Origin of the sequence: Streptomyces xanthochromogenes, assembly GCF_014650455.1 — a bacterium.
Taxonomy (GTDB): domain Bacteria; phylum Actinomycetota; class Actinomycetes; order Streptomycetales; family Streptomycetaceae; genus Streptomyces; species Streptomyces xanthochromogenes.
The window spans coordinates 179,404-194,832 of sequence record NZ_BMUZ01000014.1 but is presented as its reverse complement, the minus strand read 5'-3'; the positions used below and the strand labels follow the sequence as shown (position 1 = coordinate 194,832).

The following is a 15,429-nucleotide window of genomic DNA, read 5'->3' as shown; positions in this document are numbered from 1 at the left end:
TTGAGGACGAGCGCCGTTCAGGCGCGAACGGGGGTGCAGGGGGCGGAGCCCCCGCAGGGGTCTGGGGCGCAGCCCCAGGGAGCCGGAACCAACCAACCCCGAGTCACGGGCGGGCGGGTGGGCAAACCCCCCGGGGTCTGGGGCGGAGCCCCAGGGGACCCCGCGTGCCCGGGGTTACGAGTGGCCCAGGTCGTCCGTGGGGTCCGGGGTCTCCGGGACCGAGCCGTCGCGGGCCGGGCGGAGCGGCAGCGGGTCGGGGGCGACCGTGTCCAGGACCGGCGCGGCCGGGCGCGGCGGCTTCGGCATGACCGCAGCCTCCGAATGCCCCCCGCACCCGTAGTCGAGCGCCACGACACGCCCGTCCGCGGGACCGAACTCGTTCGCGCAGATCCCGAACGCCTGCGACAGCGACCCCGCGATCGGGACGAGGAACGCACAGGACTCGCAGGAGGCCGGCGCGGCCTGAGCCATGGCGGTCTTCCCGCCGAAGGACTCCTCCCACCGGTCGGCCGCGGCGTGCAGCCCGTACCGCGAGAGGACCCGCGCCCGCCGCATGCCGAGCTCGTCGGCGACGGCCGCGATGGAGCCGCGCGCGGTGCCCGCGGGGGCCGCGTCGGACCGGTCCGCCAGCTCGGCGTCCTCCGCGTCGACCCGCTCGGCCATCTCATCGGAGACCGCGGAGTTCGGCGGCGGCGCGTCCTCGCCGGTGTAGCCGGGTTCGAGGCGCAGGTCGTCGGCCTCCGTCGGCAGCAGGTCGCCGGGGCCCATGTCGCCGGGCCGCAGCCGCTCGCTCCACGGCACCCACTCGGGGGCCTGGAGGGCGTCGGGCCCGGGCAGCAGAACCGTCTCGTCGAGGGTGACCAGCTTGGCGCGGGAGGCCCGGGCGACCGTCACCGCCCAGCGCCAGCCCCGGTAGCCGGGTTCCTTGCACTCGAAGAAGTGCGTGACGACCCGGTCGCCCTCCGACACGAGGGTCACGTGCTCGCCGACCACGCCGGGCGCGGCGGCTTCCTCCGCCGCCTCGCGGGCTAGGTCGACCGCCTCGGCGCACAGGCGGTCAGGGGTACGGCTTCGCGTCGTCGCAGCACTCACAGGTCTCGCTTCTCTCCTACGCCGTCTCACGGGTGCGCCGGGGAGCCGAATGCGTACGGGGCGGGCGGAGCGGACCAGGGGGCCGCGTCAACGTCCGCGCCCGGGCGATCAACTGCCCAGCGGCTGTCCAGTTCACTGACCAAGGGGGTCCCCCCTGCTCCGTATGAGCGTGGAGGCGCACCTTCTGCGATCCATTCTGCGGGATCGCGGAGAGGCGCGCGGCCTTGGGCAGCCGCGGGCGGCGCGCCTGTCACGCTACCCCCTTCGTGGCCCCCGGCCCACCTGCACGTCCGAATCCTGGTTCGGGTCGGACGGGCTTGGGGCACTATGGCGGGGTGGCAACCGCGAGGTCGTCAGGTTCTTCGGACGGGTCCGGCCGCCTGGGCAGGGCAGGGCGGGCGGTCGGTCGCGCCCTGCATCTGCCGTTCACGGGGACGGCGCGTTCGATCAGAAAAGCCACGCACGCGCACGGCGCCGGTGAGTCGGGGCTCGGCAAACTGATCGAGCTGCACGCGGTGAACGGCGCCGGTGACGTCATGATCACCGTCGCGCTCGCCTCGACCGTGTTCTTCTCGGTGCCGACCGACCAGGCGCGCGGCCGGGTCGCCCTCTACCTGGCGATCACGATGGCGCCCTTCACCCTCCTGGCGCCGGTCATCGGCCCGCTGCTCGACCGGATGCCGCACGGCCGGCGCGCCGCGATGGCCGGCGCGATGCTGGCCCGCGTGCTGCTCGCCCTGACCATGTCGGGCGCGGTCGCCACCGGTGGCCTGGAGCTCTACCCCGCCGCGCTCGGCGTGCTGGTCGCGTCGAAGGCGTACGGCGTGGTCAGAAGCGCCGTGGTGCCACGCCTGCTGCCACCCCGCTTCTCCCTGGTGAAGGCGAACTCACGGGTCACCCTCGCCGGCCTGCTGGCCACCGGCGCCGCCGCCCCGATCGGCGCCGGGCTCTCCCGCATCGGGCCCGAGTGGCCGCTCTACGGGGCGTGCTGTGTCTTCATGGGCGGCACGTTCCTGGCCTTCACCCTGCCCGCGAAGGTCGACTCGGCCAAGGGCGAGACCAAGGCACGGCTGTCCGACCGGGGCGGCCAGAAGCCCAGTCTGCGGACGGTCGGGGTGTCCGTGCAGAACGGTCTGTACGCCAATGCCGCGCTGCGCGCGCTGTCCGGGTTCCTGATCTTCTTCCTGGCGTTCCTGCTGCGCGAGCACCCGCTGTCCGGGCAGAGCGCGGCCGTCTCGCTCGGCATCGTCGGCGTCTCGGCGGGCGTCGGCAACGCGCTCGGCACGGCGGTCGGCTCGCTCCTCAAGGCGCGCGGGCCCGAGGTACTGATCGTGACGATGCTGACGACCGCGCTGGGCGTCGCCGTCCTGTCGGCGGCGTTCTTCAGCGGGGTGATGGTGGCCGTCCTCGGCGCGACGGCCGGGCTCACCCAGGCCCTGGCCAAGCTGTCCCTGGACGCGATGATCCAGCGCGATGTGCCCGAGGAGGTCCGCACCTCCGCGTTCGCCCGCTCGGAGACGCTGCTCCAGGTGGCCTGGGTCCTCGGCGGCGCCATCGGCATAGCGCTTCCGCTGAACGGGCTCCTCGGCATGTCGGTGGCCGCGTCCCTGCTCGCACTGGGCGCCACCGTCTCGGTGCGCGGCCTGCTCGGCGCGGCCCGCCGCGGCACGCCCCATCCCCGGGTGGCCTGAGCCGTCGGGAACGGGCCCGTAGGAGTGCGGGCGGACGGGCCCCCTACGCATGCAGCCGGACGGGACCCGGACGAGCGTGGGCGGACGGCCCGTCACGGGGTCGGCGGGTCCGCGCCACACCGCACGCCGCACCCCCGCGCGGCGTGGCTCGGGGCGACCGATAGCCTTCGCTCCATGACCGTTGCCCCGCGGCGGAGCCGCACAATGTCACTTCGTTCCGGTAGGACCCGCCGGGCCGGCGCTGCACTCGCCGCCGCCTCCGCCGGACTCCTCGTCCTCTCCGCCTGCGACAAGCCGACGCCTCTCGCGACCGTGACGGTCGGCACCAACTCCGTCAACACCGAGGCGTCCTGCCGCGGCGAGGACGGCAAGCCGCTCGCCGAGTCCAAGCTCACCGGCTGCCTCAGCGGCGTCAAGGACGCCAAGTCGATCGACTACGCGCCGGGCTCGACCCTGCGTCTGGGCGTCGACCCCAAGGTCGTCGAGAACGGCAGCAAGTGGATCGCGCTGCTCGACGGCAGCCCGATCACCGAGGCGTCCGCCCAGACCTACCGGAGCTTCCCCAACGCCGACGTCTTCGCCAGCGGCCAGGGCGGTGCCGCCCCGAAGGAGAAGAAGGTCAGCATCGTGCAGGTCGACAAGGACAACAAGCCCGAGTCGGTCTGGAGCTTCACGCTCAAGCGCACCAACTCCTGACGACCGGGCCCTGCCTGATGCGCGTACTGGTCGTGACCGCGGTGGCGGCGGAGTCGGACTCCGTCGCCGCCGGCCTCGCGGTCGCCGGGTACGCGCGCCTCGACGAGGAGTTCATCCGGCGCGCGCCGTTCGCGGGGCCCGAGTCCTCCCCCTCGCCGCTGACCCGGTACGGCCGCGCGGGCCACGAGATCCACGTCTACCCGGCGGGCGTCGGCCCCGCCGCCGCGGCCGCGGGCACCGCCGTCGCGCTGGGCCGCGCCCAGGACCCCGGCTACGACCTGGTGATCTCGACCGGCATCGGCGGCGGCTTCCCCGGGGTCGCGCCGCTCGGCTCACTCGTCGTGTCCTCCCGGATCGTCGCCGCCGACCTGGGCGCGGGCTCCCCCGAGGGCTTCATCCCCGTCACCGAGCTCGGCTTCGGCCGCGACCAGGTGCACCCGTCCGTCCCGCTCGGCCGCCGCGTGATGAGGGCACTCGGCGCGGCGTACGGCACCGTCCTCACCGTCACCACCGCCACCGGCACCGCCGAGCGCGCCGCCGAACTCCTGGCCCGCCACCCGTCCGCCGTCGCCGAGGCGATGGAGGGCTTCGGCGTCGCCGAGGCCGCCGACCAGTACGGCCTGCCGGTCCTCGAAGTCCGCGCGATCTCCAACTCCGTCGGCCCGCGCGACCGTTCGGCCTGGCGGATCGGCGACGCACTCGCCGCCCTCACCGACGCATTCGGGAAGCTCCCGCCCGTATTGGAGAGTTGGACCTCGCATGAGCACTGAACCGGCGCTGAAGATCGCCTACTCTCCCTGCCCGAACGACACCTTCGTCTTCGACGCGTGGGCGCACGGCCGGGTGCCGGGCGCGCCCGGACTCGACGTGACGTTCGCCGACATCGACATCACCAACGGCATGGCCGAGCGCGGCGAGTTCGACGTGCTCAAGGTGTCGTACGCGGTGCTGCCCTGGGTCCTCGACGAGTACGCGCTGCTGCCGTGCGGCGGCGCGCTCGGCCGGGGCTGCGGCCCGCTGGTCCTCACCCGGGAAGCGGGAACGGACCTGACCGGCAAGACGGTTGCGGTGCCCAGCGAGAAGTCGACGGCGTACCTGCTGTTCCGGCTGTGGGCCGCGGACGTGGTGCCGGGCGGGGTCGGCGAGGTGGTCGTCATGCCGTTCCACGAGATCATGCCCGCGGTGCGCGACGGCAAGGTCGACGCCGGACTCGTCATCCACGAGGCCCGCTTCACGTACCAGAACTACGGGCTGCACTGCCTCGCCGACATGGGCCGGCACTGGGAGTCGACCACCGGGCTGCCCATCCCGCTCGGCGCGATCATCGCCAAGCGCTCGCTGGGCGAGGACACGCTGCGCCTCCTAGCCGAGTCGGCCCGCACCTCCGTACGGCTCGCCTGGGAGCACCCCGAGGCGTCCCGGCCGTACGTACTGGAGCACGCCCAGGAGATGGACCCGGCCGTGGCCGACCGGCACATCGGGCTCTACGTCAACGAGTTCACCGCCGACCTCGGCGAGGACGGCTACGCCGCGGTGCGGGGCCTGCTGACGCGCGCCGCGGCCGAGGGTCTCGTCCCGCCCCTCGGCCCCGATGCGCTGTCGTTCGTCTGAACCGGCAACGGGCTGCCGGGCGGGACCGCACGGAGCCCGGCGGCCCGCCCCAAGCCTGCGGAGCCGTGCGCGGACGGCGACGGAACCCGGACGTCCGGAGGACGGCGACGGGACCTAGACGTCCGGAGGACGGCGACGGGACCTAGACGTCCGGAGGACGGCGACGGGACCTAGACGTCCAACTGGTCCGCCACCGCGCGCAGCAGGCCCGCGATCTTCTTGCCCGCGGCCTTGTCGGGGTAGCGGCCCTTCTCCAGCATGGGCGTGATGTTCTCCAGGACCGTGGTCAGGTCCTGCACGATGGAGGCCAGTTCGTCGGGCTTGCGGCGCTGGGCCGCGGCCACCGAGGGGGCCGGGTCGAGGACCGTCACGGACAGGGCCTGGTCGCCACGCTGACCGGCGACGACGCCGAACTCGACGCGCTGGCCGGGCTTGAGGGCGTCGACCCCGGCGGGGAGCACGGAGGAGTGGACGAAGACGTCGCCGCCGTCGTCGCGGGAGAGAAAGCCGAAGCCCTTCTCACTGTTGAACCACTTGACCTTGCCGGTAGGCACGTCTGTCCTCGTCCTCGTACTCGTCGTTGTGTGCGGGGGCGCCGAAAACGGCTCTGGATAGCACGACAGCGGGTCGCCTTCCGACCCGCCGACACCAAGGCTAATGGTCCAGGGGCAGCTGACAAGACGTCCCGGCCTGTCCTTACGAGCAGGGAACTACCCTGGCGGGGTGAGTACCGAAACCCAGGCCAGGACCGACCGCGACGCCCTCACCACCGGTGATCGGCTGGTTCGCGTCGGCGTCGTCGTGTTCTTCGTCGGCGCGCTCGCCACCCTGGTCACCGTGGCGCCGCTGTTCCTGCACACCGCCCCGTTCCCGTCCGTCGCCTATCTGGTCTGCATGCTGATGGGCGTCGGCTTCCTGATCGCGGGGGCGGGCGTGCTGCTCACCATCGCGGAGCAGCGCCGCCGGGCCCGCGTCTGACCGGGCCCGAAGCCCACCCGAACCGGCCGGTCCCGTACGCGAGTACGAGGCCCGGCTGTCAAGCGCGTTCGGCGGCGTAACCCTTCAACCAGGCCGGAAATGACGTCAGATCGTCGAGGACGACATCGGCGCCGGCCTCGCGCAGCTCCGCCGCGCCGATCGGTCCGGTCGGGACCGCGACGGACAGGGCGCCCGCGGCGCGTGCGCCGAGCACGTCGCCGAGGTGGTCGCCGACGTATACGGCCGCGCCGTGCTCGCGCAGCGCGATCGCCTTGCCCTCGGCCCACAGGCCGCCGACCACCTCGTCCGGGGTGATGCCCAGGTGGTCGAGGTGCAGCCGGGCCTGCGGCGCGTTCTTGGCGGTGACGACGACGGCCCGCCCGCCGAGCTCCTGCACCGCGCGCACCGCGTCGGCGGCACCGGGCAGCGCCGGGGTCGGCAGGATCGCGCGTGTGGGGTAGATCTCACGGTAGGCGAGGACCATCTCCGCGATCAGCTCCTCGGGGAACCAGTGCCGCAGCTCCCAGTCGAGCGGCGGCCCGAGCCGGCTGACGGCCTGGTCGGCGTCGATGAACGTCCCGGTCCTGGCGGAAAGCTCCTGGTAGACGGCGTGGATACCGGGGCGCGAGTCGATCAGGGTCATGTCGAGGTCGAAGCCGACCGTGGGTGCGTCGAGAGGCATGAAGGCCATTGTGCCCAGACGGGCAGCGGAACCGGCCCCCTAGACTGACCCGGTAGTTAGCCAAGCCTTACCGAAGCCGCGCGCCCCACGCCGGCCCGACCCGATTCTCGAAACGCCGACTGTGATGGGCCCTATGCCAGCCGCCGCACCCCGCCGGACCAGACGCGTGCTCGCGACGGCGGCGGCCGTCGCGGCCCTGCTGGTCGCCGTCCTGCTCTCGCTCACCGTGGGCGCGCGCCCGATCCCGCCGTCGGAGGTCCTGGACGCGCTGTTCGGCGGCGCGCACACCCCCAACGCCGAGGTCGTCCGCGAACTGCGGGTGCCGCGCACCCTCATCGGCCTGATGGTCGGGGCCGCCCTCGCGGTCGCGGGCACCGTTCTGCAGGGCATCACCCGCAACCCCATCGCCGACCCCGGCATCCTCGGCATCAGCCAGGGCGCCTCGGTCGCGGTGGTCCTGGCGATCGCGTTCCTCGGCGTGCACACACTGACGGGATACGTGTGGTTCGCGTTCGCGGGCGCGGGCATCGCCTCCGTCGTGGTGTACGCGATCGCGTCCAGCGGGCGCGGCGGCGCGACCCCGGTGAAGCTCGCGCTCAGCGGCGCCGCGATCAACGCGCTGCTCGTGTCCGTGACGATGGGCGTGCTCACCACGAAGGCCGCGGCACTCGACGAATTCCGCTTCTGGCAGGTCGGTTCGCTCGCCGGCCGCGATGCCCAAGTCGCCCATCAGACATGGCCGTTCCTGCTCGTCGGGATCGTCCTGGTCGCCTGGGTGGCGCGCGGCCTCGACGCGCTCGCGCTCGGCGAGGACGTCGCCAAGGGCCTCGGCCAGAACGTCGCGACGGTACGCGTCCTGGGCGGCATCGGCGCGACCGTCCTGACCGGCGTCGGGGTGGCGGCGGCCGGGCCGATCGCCTTCATCGGCCTCGCGATCCCGCACATCGCCCGCGCCGTCGTGGGCAGCGACCACCGCTGGGTGCTGCCGATGGCGGCGCTCGTCGGCCCGGTGATGCTGCTGGTCGCCGACACGCTCGGCCGGATCGTGTTCCCGCCGAGCGAGATCCCGGCGGGCGTGATGACCGCCCTGATCGGCGTGCCGTTCCTGGTCACGCTGGTCCGCAGGAAGGCGGTCCCGGCATGAGCGGCACCGAGCCCCTCGACCCGCGGGCCGCCCGGCCCCTCGCGAAGGCGGTCCCCGCATGAGCGCCCTCTCCTCGACCGGCCCGCGCGTGCGCCCCGCCGGATACGCCGTCGTGCGGGCCGGACGGGCCGCCTTCCTGCTGCACCGCAGGGCGGCCGCGGTCGGCTCCTGCCTGCTCGCCCTCCTGGCCGCGCTCTGCGTCGCCTATCTCTGCGTCGGCGAGAGCTTCGTGGCGCCCGGCGACGTACTCAAGGTGCTGACCGGCCAGGACTCGGGCGCCGAACTCGTCGTCGGCACCCTGCGGCTGCCCCGCATGGTGGTGGGCCTGATGGTCGGCGCCGCGTTCGGCATCGCGGGCGCGCTCATCCAGACCGTCGCACGCAACCCGCTCGCCAGCCCCGACATCATCGGCATCAGCCAGGGCGCCTCGGCGCTGACCGTGGGCGCGATGACGTTCGGCGTCACCTCGTACACCGTGCTGCCGTACCTGTCCGTCGCCGGCGGGGTCCTCGCCGCGGCGCTGGTGTACGTCTTCGCGTGGCGCGGCGGGCTGCACGCCACGCGCTTCGTACTGATCGGCATCGGCTTCGCGATCGCGCTGCGCTCCCTCACCACCCTGTTCATGACCAAGGGCGACTACCTGGTCGCCCAGCAGGCCCAGATCTGGATGACGGGCTCGCTCAACGGGCGCGGCTGGGACGAGGCCGCGCCGCTCGGCTGGGTGCTGCTCGCACTCGTGCCGGCCGTGCTGTGGGCGGCCCGCGCCCAGCGCACGGTCTCCCTCGACGACGACACCGCGACCGCGCTCGGCGTACGGCTCGGGCGGGTGCGGCTCGGCCTGGTCGTCATCGGTGTGGTCCTGGCATCGGTCGCGACGGGTGCGGCCGGGCCGGTCGACTTCGTGGCGCTGCTCGCGCCGCAGATCGCCCGCCGGATGACCCGTACCGCCCAAATACCCTTGTTCTGCTCGGCGTTGACGGGTGCGGTCATCGTCGTGCTCGCCGATCTGCTCGCCCGCAAGCTGTTCTCGCCGACCGAGCTGCCGGTGGGCGTGCTCACCGCGGTGATCGGCGCCCCGTATCTGATCTGGCTGATCGTGCGCAGCCGTACGACTGGAGGAAAGTAGATGACCAGCCGGCTGACGGCCCGCGAGCTGACCCTCGCCTACGAGGACCGCACCGTCGTGCACGGCCTCGACCTCGCCGTGCCGGACGGGAAGGTGACGGTGATCGTCGGCCCCAACGCCTGCGGAAAGTCGACCACGTTGCGCGCACTGGGCCGCCTCCTCAAGCCGCGGGGCGGGGCGGTCCTGCTCGACGGTACGGAGCTGGCGCGCATCCCCACCAAGCGGATCGCCCAGGCGATCGGCCTGCTTCCGCAGTCGCCCGTCGCGCCCGAGGCGATCACCGTGGCCGACCTGGTCTCGCGCGGACGCCAGCCGCACCAGCACTGGTGGCAGCAGTGGTCGGACGCGGACGAGCGGGCGGTCACCGACGCGATGGACCGCACCGATGTGACGGCGCTCGCCGACCGCCCGGTGGACGAGCTGTCGGGCGGCCAGCGCCAGCGGGTGTGGATCGCGATGGCACTGGCCCAGGAGACGGGCGTCCTCCTGCTCGACGAGCCGACGACCTACCTGGACATCTCCCATCAGGTCGAAGTCATGGACCTGGTACGGCAGTTGAATCACGAGCGGGGCCGTACGGTGGTGATGGTCCTGCACGATCTGAACCAGGCCGCGCGGTACGCCGACCACCTCGTGGCGATGAAGGCGGGGCGGATCGTCGCCGAGGGCCGCCCCGAGGAGGTGGTGACGGCGGAACTCGTACGCGAGGTGTTCGGCCTGGACTCGGTGGTGGTCCCGGACCCGGTGACGGGCTCGCCCCTGGTGGTGCCCGGCGCCCCCTACTCGCCCCCGAAGGACGCACCACCCAAGGAGAGGATTCCCGGATGACCCTCCCCCGCCGCGGCCTGCTGTTCGGCGGGCCGGCACTGGCGCTGGCGGCCTGCACGTCGGTCCACTCCAACTCTCCTTCAAAACAAGGCGTTTCACGTGTCGTGAAGACCGCGATGGGGGACGTACGGGTCACGTCCCGGCCGGAGCGGGTCGTCGTCCTGGACACGGCGGAACTCGACTCGGCCATCACGCTCGGCGTGCGCCCGGTCGGCGCGACGCACGCCGACGTCACCTCCGGGTTCCTCGACTACCTCCCCAAGGACCGGCTCGCCGGGATCAAGGACGTCGGCGCGATGATGAACCCCGGCCTGGAGTCCATCGCCGCTCTGAAGCCGGACCTGATCCTGACCAGCAAGGTGCGGCACGGGGACAAGTACGGGGATCTTTCGAAGATCGCGCCGACGGTGATGACGGAGTCCACGGGCTACCCCTGGAAGCAGAACTTCCAGGTGCACGCGGAGGCGCTGGGACGGCTGCCCGAAGCGGCCCGGGCGACGGCCGAATACGGTTCGCGGGTACGGGAGTTGACCGCGCGGCTCGGTGGTCCCGCCAAGGCGGCGGCGCTGAAGGTGAACGTCGTCCGGTTCGTCGAGGGCGCGGACATCCGCATCTACGGGCGGCAGAACTACATCGCGACGGTCCTGGCCGACGTGGGCCTCGGGCGACCGGCGGTCGTCGACAGGGCGAAGGACGGGTTCGCGTACGAGGTGAGCCCCGAGCGGATCGATCTCGCGGCGGCGGACGTGATCTTCTACGCGACGTACGGCGATCCGGGGAAGGCGGGGGCGACGCGGACGCTGGCGAGCTCCCTGTGGAAGGGGTTGGCCGCGGTGCGGGCGGGGCGGGTGCACGGGGTGGACGACCAGCTCTGGATCCAGGGCATCGGTTACACCGCCGCCACCCGAATCCTGGCCGAACTGACCACCGCGCTCCCCACTTGACCCCCTGGTGCTCCGCCCCGGGCCCCCCGTCCCCCTGGGGGCTCCGCCCCCAGACCCCCGTCGCGCCTAAAGGGCGCTCGTCCTCAAACGCCGGACGGGCTGAAATACCTGGTGCTGGCCAGCACCAGTCCTGCCAGGGGCGCGAGGAACTGCGCGAAAAGCGACCACGGTGCAAGGCCGACGACGGGTTCGGGGGCGCGGGGAACTGCGCGAAAAGCGGGCACGGTGCAAGGCCGACGACGGGTTCGGGGGCGCGGGGAACTGCGCGAGAAGCGGGCACGGTCCGCAGCCGTGAACGGGGTTGGGGGCGCGAGGAACTGCGCGAACGGCCCCCACGGTCCGCAGCCGAATCGAGGGCCCGGGGGTCCCGGGGGGGCGCAGCCCCGGGAGGCACCCCACGTTCAACCCCCGGAGGGTTGCGGGAAGGGGCGGGGAGGGGAAAGAAGCCGGGGTCCGGGGCAGAGCCCCGGAACACCCCCGGGCCAACCCCGCACGCCACGCGGTGCAGCCGCACGCGCCACAGCGAAAGGGGCGGGGCCCAGCCAGGGCGTCCGGGGCGGGTCAGCGCGGGACGCGCTGGGACCGCCAGACCAGGAACGCCGCAGAGCCCACCGCCGCGACCCGGACCAGCCACGGCCACATCCCCGAGAGCGCAACCCCCATCTCACCCTGCGCGATCGGATCGCCCCAGCGCCCGTCCTGCCGCCCCCAGAGCCACACCAGGCCTCCGGCCAGCGCGAGGCCGGGCACCCCGAAGACGGCCCACTTCGACTCCGCGGGGGTCAGCCGCCGGGACACGTACGCCAGGAGCCAGCCCGCACCCAGGGCCGGCCACAGGCCGAACAGCGCGCCGGCCACGAGCAGCGCCGCCGCAAGCAGCAGGAGGGGGTTCGACAGGCCGGCCCGGCCCTCGGCGGGGCGGCGGCGCAGACGCAGACGGCGCCGCACCGGGGCGGCCTCGACGAGGTCGGCGTCCTCCGGCTCGGCCTCCTCCTCGGCGTCGCCCTCCGCCTCGCCGTCCTCGTCCTCCACCGGCGGCCGCAATATCTCCGGGATCTCGACCCCGCCGACGAACCCCGCCACCGAGTCACCCCCGAGCGGGCCGGGCGGCCCGACCCGCCACCAGTCGGGCTCGTCGCCCTGGCGGCCCAGTTCGTCCATGCCCGCGAGGTGCGGCGGCGCCGGAACCGAAGGCGCGGCAGGCTCCGCCTCCGCCTCGCGCCGACGCGGCCGCGGAACGCGTTTGGCCCGGCCCGGGAACAGCCGGTCCCGCTGCACCGGCACGGCCCGCCCGGAAGGAGGCTCCGGCTCCGGGGCGGACGACGCGCCGGAGGCGGAAGGGGACGTGGAACCCGCGCCCAGGTCCAATCCCGCGCCGGAGGCGGCCCGTTCCACCAGCTCCTCCGGCGTTCCGAACCGCCCGAGCACCCGCCGTACCGTCGCCGGGGTTTCCGTCCCGTACTTCGCCCGCTGCCGGTCGATCTCGTTGCGCAGCGACGACACCAGGCGCATCCGGTCCCCGGAGGGCAGTTGCCGCTGCTGGGCCAGGTCTCCGACCCGGCTCAGGTAGTCGTAGACCAGCTGGTCGCTCTCGATCCCCACGCGCGTTTCCCCTCCGCGAGCCGCCCCGCGGCCACCCTGAGGGCCGCCGTCCGCCGGTCCGGTCGCGTTTCGGACAGCGGCTACGGGTCCTGACGGTAGCGCGCACGGGCTACCGTGGGGCGGATGGGGACCGGCGAGCGCAATCAGGAGGCGCACGTGCCCGAAGGAACGACCGGCGCTACGGACAGAGCTGCCACGGCAGCACGCACCGCCGCCTCGGCACCCCGTACCCTCGCCGAGTCCCTGCGCGCCCGCCCCGACGAGTCGCTCGCCGCGCTGCTGCGGAGCCGCCCCGACCTGCTCAGCCCGGTGCCGGGCGACCTCACTCAGCTGGCCACCCGCGCAGGCACCCGGGCCTCCGTCGTGCGGGCCCTCGAACGGCTCGACACGTTTGCGCTCCAGACCGCGCAGGTCCTCGCGGTGGCCCCGGACCCGGCTCCGTACGACGCCGTACGCGATCTGCTCGCCGGGGACGACGGCGACCCGGAGGTCGAGGCCGCGCTGCCCGGCGCGCTCGCCGCGCTGCGCGAACAGGCCCTCGTGTGGGGCGGCGACGACCGGCTGCGCCTGGTGCGCACCGCGCGCGAACTGCTCGCCCCCTCCCCCACGCACCCCTCGCCCACCGGCCTCGGCCCGACCGTCGCGGAGGCGACCTCGGGTATGTCTCCGGGCCGGGTCCAGGAGATCCTCCAGGCCGCCGGGCTTCCGGCCACGCACGATCCGGTGTCCGCGGTAGCCGCGCTGACCTCGCTGTTCACCGACCGCACGCGCATGGCGCAGCTCCTGGACAGCGCCCCGTCCGACGCGCTGACCGTCCTGGACCGGCTGGTGTGGGGCCCGCCGTACGGCGAGGTGTCCGCCGATCCGCCGCCCCCGGTGCGCTGGCTGCGCGACCACGGCCTGCTGCTCCCGGCGACCGCCCGCACCCTGGTGCTGCCGCGCGAGGTCGCCCTGCATCTGCGCGCCGGGCGCGCGCACCGCACCACCGAGCCGGTGCCGCCCGCCGTCGCGCCGCTGCGCGAGTACCGTCCACAGGTTGTGGACGCGACCGCCGCGGGCCAGGCGTTCACCGCGCTGACCACCGTCGAGGACCTGCTCGCCGAGTGGAACGAGGGCGGCCCCGCCGTGCTGCGGGCCGGCGGCCTGTCCGTACGCGACCTCAAGCGCACCGCGACCGCTCTGGACGCGACCGAGCCGATCGCCGCGTTCTGGCTCGAACTCGCTTACGCGGCAGGCCTGTTGGCCTCCGACGGCGAGGCGGACGAGCGCTATGCGCCGACCCCCGAGTACGACGACTGGCTGGAGCTGCCGCCCGCCGAACGCTGGTCGCGGCTCGCGGTGGCCTGGCTGGGCGCCACCCGTACCGCCGGGCTCGTCGGCGAGCAGGACACCAAGGGCCGCACGCTCGCCGCACTCGGCCCCGACCTCGACCGCTCCCCCGCGCCCGAGGTCCGCCACCGCGTCCTGACCCTGCTCGGCACGCTGCCCGAGGCCACCTCGCCCGACCCCGCATCCCTGCTCGCCCGGCTGCGCTGGGAGCACCCGGCCCGCAGCGGCCCCGCGGACCTGCGCTCGCGGCTTGCCCAATGGGCGCTGTCCGAGGCCGAGTTGATCGGCGTGACGGGCCGGGGCGCGCTCACCATGCACGGCCGCACCCTCCTCACCCAGACCGTCGGCGCAGGCGAACGCGGGGCACTCGGCGTGCTCGCCGCGAAGGCGCTGGCCCCGCACCTGCCCGAGCCCGTCGACCACGTCCTGCTCCAGGCGGACCTGACGGCGGTCGCGCCGGGGCCGCTGCGGCGTCCGCTCGCGGCGATGCTGGGGGTGCTCGCGGACGTCGAGTCCAAGGGCGGCGCGACCGTCTACCGCTTCACGGCGGGCTCGGTGCGACGCGCCCTTGACGCCGGCCAGACCGCCTCCGACCTACAGGCCTTCCTGACCGAGCACAGCCGTACGCCGGTGCCGCAGCCGCTCAGCTACCTCATCGACGACGTGGCCCGCAGACACGGCCACCTCCGGGTGGGCGCCGCTTCGGCGTACGTACGCTGCGACGACGAGGCGATGCTGGGCGAGATCCTGGCCGACAAACGCAGCCAGGCGCTGCGCCTGCGCCGCCTCGCCCCGACGGTCCTGGCCACCACGGCCGAGCCGGGCGCGCTGCTCGACGGGCTGCGTTCCATGGGCTACGCCCCGGCCGCCGAATCCGCCGAGGGCGACGTCCTGATCACCCGCGCCGATGCCCGCCGCACCCCGCGCCGCACGGCCCCCGTGCCGGTCCCGGACGGCCCGCCGCTGCCCGACGAGACGCTGCTCGACGCGGCGGTACGGGCGATCCGGGCGGGCGACACGGCGGCGACGGTCGTCCGCAAGGACCAGCCCGAGGCGGCCCGCACGGACGGCTCGCTCCCGCGCACCTCGCCTGCGGAGACGCTGGCGACGGTGCAGGCGGCGGCGATGACCGGCTCGGCGGTGTGGATCGGCTACGTCAACGCGGAGGGCTCCGCCAGTCAGCGGGTCATCGCGCCGGTACGGGTGGAGGGAGGGTTCGTCACCGCGTACGACCACACGGCGGACGAGGTTCGCACGTACCCCCTCCACCGCATCACCGGCGTGGCCGAACTCGCCGACGACCCGGCGTAGGACAACCCGCCGGGTTTGCCCACCCACCCGCTGGCGGCTCGGGGGTGGACGGGTCCCGGCCCCTGGGGCTCCGCCCCAGACCCCGATCGCGCCTCAAGGGCGCTCGTCCTCAAACTCCCCCAAGGCCTCAAGGGCCAGGGGGGACCCCCATGACGGGCTGAAATGCCCGATGCGGACCGGCACCAAGTCTTCAGGGGCGCGAGGAACTGCGCGAGAAGCGAGCACGACCCGCACCCGCCAACGGGGTTGGGGGCGCGGGGAACTGCGCGACCAGCCACCCACGATCCGCAGTCGAACCCCCGGGCCGGGGCGCAGCCCCGCAAGGCGCACTCACCCCGCCTTTCCCCCCCCCGGAGGGTTGCGGGAAGGGGCGGGGAGGGGAAAAGCCCACGCCC

At 73.9% G+C, this 15,429-nt stretch carries 14 protein-coding genes; 10 read left to right on the top strand and 4 right to left on the bottom strand.

Annotation, left to right across the window (positions count from 1 at the left end; genetic code table 11):
- Window positions 1–174: 174 nt before the first annotated feature.
- The gene (locus IE267_RS32105; protein ID WP_189765581.1) at window positions 175–1,092 is read right to left on the bottom strand and encodes a DUF3027 domain-containing protein; all 918 of its coding nucleotides are present in this window, start codon (window positions 1,090–1,092) and stop codon (window positions 175–177) included.
- A gap of 335 nt (window positions 1,093–1,427) precedes the next feature.
- Here IE267_RS32105 and IE267_RS32100 point away from each other — a divergent pair, with 335 nt between their 5' ends.
- The 4 genes from IE267_RS32100 (at window position 1,428) to IE267_RS32085 (ending at window position 5,090) form a co-directional block, all read left to right on the top strand.
- On the top strand, window positions 1,428–2,783 hold the full coding sequence (locus tag IE267_RS32100) for an MFS transporter (protein ID WP_189765580.1): 1,356 nt from the start codon (window positions 1,428–1,430) through the stop codon (window positions 2,781–2,783).
- 204 nt (window positions 2,784–2,987) lie between these two features.
- Window positions 2,988–3,479: a DUF2771 domain-containing protein gene (locus IE267_RS32095; protein WP_167157992.1), complete on the top strand. Its 492-nt coding sequence runs from the start codon at window positions 2,988–2,990 to the stop codon at window positions 3,477–3,479.
- A 17-nt stretch (window positions 3,480–3,496) separates the two neighbouring features.
- Window positions 3,497–4,249, top strand: a complete 753-nt coding sequence (locus tag IE267_RS32090; RefSeq protein ID WP_167157994.1) for a futalosine hydrolase — start codon at window positions 3,497–3,499, stop codon at window positions 4,247–4,249.
- Entirely contained in the window at window positions 4,239–5,090 is an 852-nt protein-coding gene (locus IE267_RS32085; protein WP_167157997.1) for a 1,4-dihydroxy-6-naphtoate synthase, read from the top strand. The genes IE267_RS32090 and IE267_RS32085 overlap by 11 nt, the downstream gene beginning before the upstream one ends.
- Window positions 5,091–5,260: 170 nt before the next feature.
- Here IE267_RS32085 and IE267_RS40320 read toward each other — a convergent pair whose 3' ends face one another.
- Window positions 5,261–5,644, bottom strand: a complete 384-nt coding sequence (locus IE267_RS40320) for a cold-shock protein (protein WP_100577723.1) — start codon at window positions 5,642–5,644, stop codon at window positions 5,261–5,263.
- Between the two features lie 136 nt (window positions 5,645–5,780).
- Here IE267_RS40320 and IE267_RS32075 point away from each other — a divergent pair, with 136 nt between their 5' ends.
- On the top strand, window positions 5,781–6,068 hold the full coding sequence (locus tag IE267_RS32075) for a hypothetical protein (protein WP_229861540.1): 288 nt from the start codon (window positions 5,781–5,783) through the stop codon (window positions 6,066–6,068).
- 58 nt (window positions 6,069–6,126) lie between these two features.
- Here IE267_RS32075 and IE267_RS32070 read toward each other — a convergent pair whose 3' ends face one another.
- Window positions 6,127–6,759 (bottom strand): HAD family hydrolase, encoded by a 633-nt coding sequence (locus IE267_RS32070; RefSeq protein WP_189765578.1) that lies wholly within the window; start codon window positions 6,757–6,759, stop codon window positions 6,127–6,129.
- Between the two features lie 124 nt (window positions 6,760–6,883).
- Between IE267_RS32070 and IE267_RS32065 the strand changes: the two genes are divergently transcribed.
- Genes IE267_RS32065 through IE267_RS32050 form a run of 4 tightly spaced genes read left to right on the top strand, consistent with a single transcriptional unit; the run spans window position 6,884 to window position 10,792 of the window.
- Window positions 6,884–7,894, top strand: a complete 1,011-nt coding sequence (locus tag IE267_RS32065) for a FecCD family ABC transporter permease (protein ID WP_189765577.1) — start codon at window positions 6,884–6,886, stop codon at window positions 7,892–7,894.
- A 58-nt stretch (window positions 7,895–7,952) separates the two neighbouring features.
- On the top strand, window positions 7,953–9,020 hold the full coding sequence (locus IE267_RS32060; RefSeq protein ID WP_167158003.1) for a FecCD family ABC transporter permease: 1,068 nt from the start codon (window positions 7,953–7,955) through the stop codon (window positions 9,018–9,020).
- Window positions 9,021–9,848 carry an ABC transporter ATP-binding protein gene (locus tag IE267_RS32055; protein ID WP_167158006.1) on the top strand — a complete coding sequence of 276 codons (828 nt, stop codon included), beginning with the start codon at window positions 9,021–9,023 and terminating at the stop codon, window positions 9,846–9,848.
- Complete coding sequence (locus IE267_RS32050) at window positions 9,845–10,792, top strand: ABC transporter substrate-binding protein (protein WP_189765576.1); 948 nt, start codon at window positions 9,845–9,847, stop codon at window positions 10,790–10,792. The genes IE267_RS32055 and IE267_RS32050 overlap by 4 nt, the downstream gene beginning before the upstream one ends.
- Before the next feature lie 561 nt (window positions 10,793–11,353).
- Here the strand turns inward: IE267_RS32050 and IE267_RS32045 are convergent.
- The gene (locus IE267_RS32045) at window positions 11,354–12,394 is read right to left on the bottom strand and encodes a hypothetical protein (protein ID WP_189765575.1); all 1,041 of its coding nucleotides are present in this window, start codon (window positions 12,392–12,394) and stop codon (window positions 11,354–11,356) included.
- A gap of 123 nt (window positions 12,395–12,517) precedes the next feature.
- Here IE267_RS32045 and IE267_RS32040 point away from each other — a divergent pair, with 123 nt between their 5' ends.
- On the top strand, window positions 12,518–15,034 hold the full coding sequence (locus IE267_RS32040) for a helicase C-terminal domain-containing protein (RefSeq protein WP_189765574.1): 2,517 nt from the start codon (window positions 12,518–12,520) through the stop codon (window positions 15,032–15,034).
- The last annotated feature ends 395 nt before the right edge of the window (window positions 15,035–15,429 follow it).